The 3,445-nt window shown below is 67.3% G+C and carries 3 protein-coding genes; 1 reads left to right on the forward strand and 2 read right to left on the reverse strand.

Translation table 11 applies throughout. The features are described 5' to 3' along the window. The coding region (locus AC16JP_RS09140) for a family 20 glycosylhydrolase (RefSeq protein WP_484340303.1) at window positions 1-566 on the reverse strand (566 nt) is incomplete at its 3' end. A 127-nt stretch (window positions 567-693) separates the two neighbouring features. On the opposite strand from AC16JP_RS09140, the gene AC16JP_RS09145 reads away from it, so the two are divergent. Beyond that, window positions 694-1,002, forward strand: coding sequence for a hypothetical protein (locus AC16JP_RS09145; protein WP_484340304.1), 309 nt, complete (start codon window positions 694-696; stop codon window positions 1,000-1,002). A gap of 71 nt (window positions 1,003-1,073) precedes the next feature. Here the strand turns inward: AC16JP_RS09145 and AC16JP_RS09150 are convergent, their stop codons facing one another. After that, a complete protein-coding gene (locus AC16JP_RS09150; protein ID WP_484340305.1) occupies window positions 1,074-3,365 on the reverse strand; it encodes a glycoside hydrolase family 3 C-terminal domain-containing protein in 2,292 nt (763 codons plus the stop codon). Window positions 3,366-3,445 lie beyond the last annotated feature (80 nt).

Consider the following 3,445-nt stretch of genomic DNA (forward strand, 5'->3'; position numbering starts at 1 on the left):
CTTTCGACGCGGAAGCCCTGATCGTCGGACAGGTGCAGGTGCAGGGTGTTCAGCTTCACCCGCTCCATGTTGTCGATCTGGCGCTTCAGCGTCTCGAGAGACAGGAAATGCCGCGCCGGATCCAGCAGCAGCCCGCGCCACTGGAAACGCGGGTTGTCGTCGATGCGTTGCAACGGGATGCGGATACCATCCGGCGACAGGCCGACGAGCTGGCGCAGCGTGGCGAACCCTCTCAGCGCGCCCACCGGGCCATCGGCCTCGACGCTGACGCCATCGGCTTCGACCGAAAGCCGGTAGCCTTCGTTGCGTTCGGCGGCGGAGGCGCCGTCGCGGCAGATGACGGACAGGCGCACGGGGTGTGCCGCCGACAGGGCAAGCCCCGTCTGGCGGCCGATGTCGGCCTGCAAGCGGTCGGCGGCGCGCTGGATCAGGGCGCTATCGCCGCAGCCCTTGGCCTGCACGGCGAACGGGCCGGATATGTTCAGCAACTGGTCGCCGGGGCCGGGGGTGACCGACAGCGGCTTCGGCATCAGCGCCACCGACGCGGCGGAGGGCGCAGCCGCCATGAAAATTGCGGCGAACAGTGCGCCCGCCCGCGTTTTCCGTTTGCGGGCAGGCCTGCCCGGAAGATAGGATCGCCCGTCCGGTGGCGGGGCCATGCCCGTCGATGCGCCGGCCCTGGAGGAGAGGTTTATGCAAAAGACGATTGCCGCCATGATTCTGGCCCTTGCCGCCGTGCCGGCGCTTGCCGGACAGCAGGCCGCCGAAGCGCCGAAGGCGGAAGCCGCAGCGAAGCTGTCGGCCGACAGCCCGATCGAGACGGTTGCAGCCAATGCAGGCGGCAAGGCCGTGCTGGATCGCGAAATGCCGACTCTGTTGTCGCACCCCATGTATGACGCCTTCAAATCCATGAGCCTGCGGCAGGTTCAGCCGATGTCGGGTGGCGCGATCAGCGCCGAAGTCGTCGACAAGGTGGATGCCCTGCTGAAGGCGCTGCCCTGATCTTTTGAACCCGGAACAGCATTGCACCGGGAATATGCCCCGGCTGTCTGGCTGACAGCCGGGGCATCGTTTCAACGCTTCGCGGCTTCGCTGGCCGCCGCAAGCGACGCCTTGCCGGAAAGTTCCGGCGCACCTGCCGAGCGGCCGACGAAGAAGCGGTATTCCCCGGCGGGCCTGGACCAGCGGCCAGCCGCCTCGTCATACGAGAGCAGCACCTGCGGGTCGGCTTCGATCGTCACTTCCCGCGCTTCGCCGGGCTTCAGCGAGACGCGCGCCCAGCCGGCGAGGCGGATGCTGCGGCCCGGAGGCGCAACATAAAGCTGCGCGACTTCGATCCCCTCGCGCTTGCCGGTGTTGCGAACGGTCAGCTTCACGCCAAGCGCGGCGCCGCTGCTGTGCGACAGGCCGGAATAGGCGAAGCTGGTGTAGGTAAGGCCATGGCCGAACGGGAACAGCGGCTTCTGGCCCTTCACGTCGAACCAGCGGTAGCCGATGTCGCTGCCTTCGACATAGTTGATGTCGAACGGTTCATAGGTGACGCCGATGCCCAGTGCCTTCTGTTTCGCCGGGTCATAGCCGGTAAGCTTCGGGATCGGCAGTTGATCTGTCGTCGCCGGGAAGGTGATCGGCAGCCTGCCCGAAGGCGCGGTGCGCCCCGTCAGGATCGAGGCCATGGCTTCGCCGCCGCGCTGGCCGCTGAACCATGCTTCCATCACCGCGCCGACCTTGCCGAGCCACGGCATGTCGACGGGGTTGCCGGTCTGCAGCACGACAACGGTGCGCGGGTTGGCGGCGGCAACCGCCGAGATCATTGCGTCCTGGCCGTTGGGAAGTGACAGGTCGGCACGGTCGATGCCTTCGATTTCCGGCTTCACGGCATAGACGACGACCATGTCGGCCGATTTCGCCAGTGCGGCGGCGCGCGCCGCATCCCTGCCGTCGTCGAAGCGGATGTCGGTCTTGGGCAGCGCCGCCTTCAGTGCCGCCAGCGGCGACGACAGGCCATAGGAAGGCGCCATCATCGCCACCAGCGGGTGCGTGCCTTCGGGGACATCGCGGTAGAGACCGCCCCACGGAATCACCTGCGACGAGCCGCCGCCGATCGGCACACCCTTGTCGGCCAGATAGCCGATCACTGCGATGCTGCGCACGTTCGCCGCCAGCGGCAGGATGCCGTCGTTTTTCAGCAGCACGATGCCGGCTTCGGCCAGCGCCTGCGCCCGCGCCGAGTGGGCTTCGCGGGAAATGTCGCCGCCGGGCTTTGCCGGATGGTCGAGCGCGCCAACCTCGATCATGGCGCGGACGATGCGGCGCGCCATGTCGCGGACGCGGGCGCGGTCGATCTGGCCCTCGTTCACTGCGGCTTCCAGCCCGGCGAAGAAGTCCTTGTCCTGCGGGGATTGCTGGTCGAGGCCGGCATCCACCGACTTCTTCAGGCTGTGAACGGCGCCCCAGTCGGACATCACCCAGCCGTTGAAGCCCCAGTCGCCCTTCAGCACCTTGTTCATCAGCCAGTCGTTCTGGCAGGCATAGTCGCCGTTGACCTTGTTGTAGGCGCACATGACCGACGCCGGGCGCCCGGCCCGATTGCCGATTTCGAACGCCAGCAGGTCGGATTCCCGCAACGCCGCTTCGGACATGCGCGCGTCATAGACGAAGCGGCCCGATTCCTGCGGGTTGGCGGCGAAGTGCTTGATCGTGGAGGCGACGTGATGCGCCTGGATGCCGGCGATCTGCTGGCCGACGAGCCTGCCCGCCAGCAGCGGGTCTTCGCCCAGATACTCGAAGTTCCGGCCGTTGCGCGGATCGCGCGCCAGATTGACGCCGCCCGCCAGCATCACGTTGATGCCTTTGGCGAACGCCTCGGCGCCGATCAGGTCGCCGGCGTCGCGGGCAGCTTCGGGGCTGAAGGTCGCGGCAAGCGACAGCGTCGCGGGCAGAGAGGTGGACTGCTGGCCGGGGCGCAGATAGCCGATGTCGGCAACGCCGAGGCTGGCGTCGGCCAGATGCAGCGCCGGGAAGCCGACGCGCGCGATCGCCGGAACATACCCGGCGGTGCCGATCGAGCCTTCGGGCTTGGGCGAGCGCATCATTTCGGGAATGAAGTCGGGAAGCGGCACGCCCAAGTCTAGCAGGCTGGCGCCGGATTTCGTTCTGGTCAGCGAAATCTGTTCGGCGAGCGTCATCGAATCGACGAGCTTGTCGGCGCGGGCGTCGATGGATGCGGATGTCGGCACTTGGGTTCCCTTCTGGCTGGCCGGCGATGCTGTCTGTGCGGTGGCGGCGGATGCCGCCAGAAGCGCGACGCCGGCCGATGCGGCCAGAAGCGCGATGCCGCCAGGCAGGTGCTTGCTGTGTTTCAACGGATATCTCCTGTATGGATTCAATTGGCGGGCGCCGGTCTGGTATCCAGTGCAAGGACACCGGTTTCGAGGCCGGAATC

Source organism: Sandaracinobacteroides sp., assembly GCF_057137845.1.

Coding starts and splice junctions, on each gene's coding strand:
- AC16JP_RS09145 (WP_484340304.1), top strand. CDS start 694: ATGCAAAAGACGATTGCCGCCATGATTCTGGCCCTTGCCGCCGTGCCG.